The 1,437-nt window shown below is 56.0% G+C and carries 1 protein-coding gene; it reads left to right on the forward strand.

The annotated features are described in order from the left end of the window. Positions 1 to 234: 234 nt before the first annotated feature. Entirely contained in the window at positions 235 to 1,233 is a 999-nt protein-coding gene (locus D8Y22_RS15355; RefSeq protein WP_141465581.1) for an IS110 family RNA-guided transposase, read from the forward strand. The last annotated feature ends 204 nt before the right edge of the window (positions 1,234 to 1,437 follow it).

The raw sequence follows: 1,437 nt of genomic DNA on the forward strand, positions 1-1,437 counted from the left end.
ACTGCAAACCTGACTCGATGGAAACGCTGCTACTCCATGAGAACCTAATGTAAGCATGGGGCGCAAGAGACCGACGGAGTTTCGGTGCCATCGAGCACGTAAACCTGACTGGTCCGTGTGCGAAAGAAGCCGAGTCATGGGCGTTACAGCCCGGATGCCGCGCGGCGCGGCATCCGGGAAAGCTCGAATAGGTGAATCTCTGCTTCACGCACTGGCGTCCCGGGTGAACAGACCATGTACCTCGGAATTGATGTCCACAAACGGTACGCACAGGTGGCAGTAATGGATGAGGCTGGAGAGATAGTCGAAGAGGTTCGCGTCGAGAACGCGAACCTCGACGACCTCGCCCAGCGGTACGCTGGTTCGCAAGCCGCGATCGAGGCGACCAGTAATTACTACCACATCCACGATACGCTGTCGGAACATTTGGATGTGACTGTTGCCCATCCAAAGGAACTAACTCAGATCGCGGATACGGACAAGAAAACTGATCGCGTTGACGCGAAAGAGTTAGCGCGGATGTTGCGGTTGAATTCGGTGCCTGAAAGCTACGTCCCAACCGACGAGGTGAGGAAAGCCCGCGCACTTGTGCGCGGGCGTCAGACGTTGGTTGAAGACCGTACTGAATACGCCAACAAGATTCACGGACTACTCTCGGATCACGGGATTACGGAGGACGTGAAGCCGTTGCGTGTTGAGGGACGAGAGTTCCTGCGGGAACTCTCGATCCCGACGCCATGGGACACACTGTTGGAGTCGTATTTAGAGATGATTGAGACGCTCACCAAAGAGATCCGGAGCCTCGAACAACAAATCGAAGAGTGCGCTGGGTCTCTGAAGGAGACCCAGCTGCTGATGACGATTCCTGGCGTGAGTTACTATACGGCGCTAACAATCTACGCAGAGTTAGGCGAGATCAGTCGGTTTGACGGTGACAAATCGGTCGTCAGTTATGTCGGGTTGAACCCGGTGATCCGCGAGTCAGGCGACTCGCGGATCGAGGGGAGCATTTCGAAGCGTGGATCGAGCCGTGTCAGGTGGTTACTCGTCCAAGCTGCCCATAACGCAGTCCACAACAGTAATGACGAGTATTTGAGTCGGTTTTACGACCGGTTAGCACGGCGGAAGAACTCACAAAAAGCAATCGTGGCGACAGCACGGAAGATGTTGGTGTCTATCTATCACATGCTCGACCGAGGCGAAGTGTACGATCCGCCAGGAGTGAGCGCATAGACGAGGCATCTGAGGGCCGCCGGGCGGCCCTCAGTGGTCGGCCGAGGCCCTCCAAGAGCGACTGCTTTCGTCAGACAGCGACCGCACCGCATCACGATGGGGACCGCATATCGGCTGGGAAAGTAGCAGATTCTTGGACGGCGTAATCATTTTGTCGCCAGCGGTGGTTTGTTCGGACAGCAGCGTTTCCATAGGTGAAACTCC

It is taken from the genome of Salinadaptatus halalkaliphilus (assembly GCF_006543045.1).
Taxonomy (GTDB): domain Archaea; phylum Halobacteriota; class Halobacteria; order Halobacteriales; family Natrialbaceae; genus Salinadaptatus; species Salinadaptatus halalkaliphilus.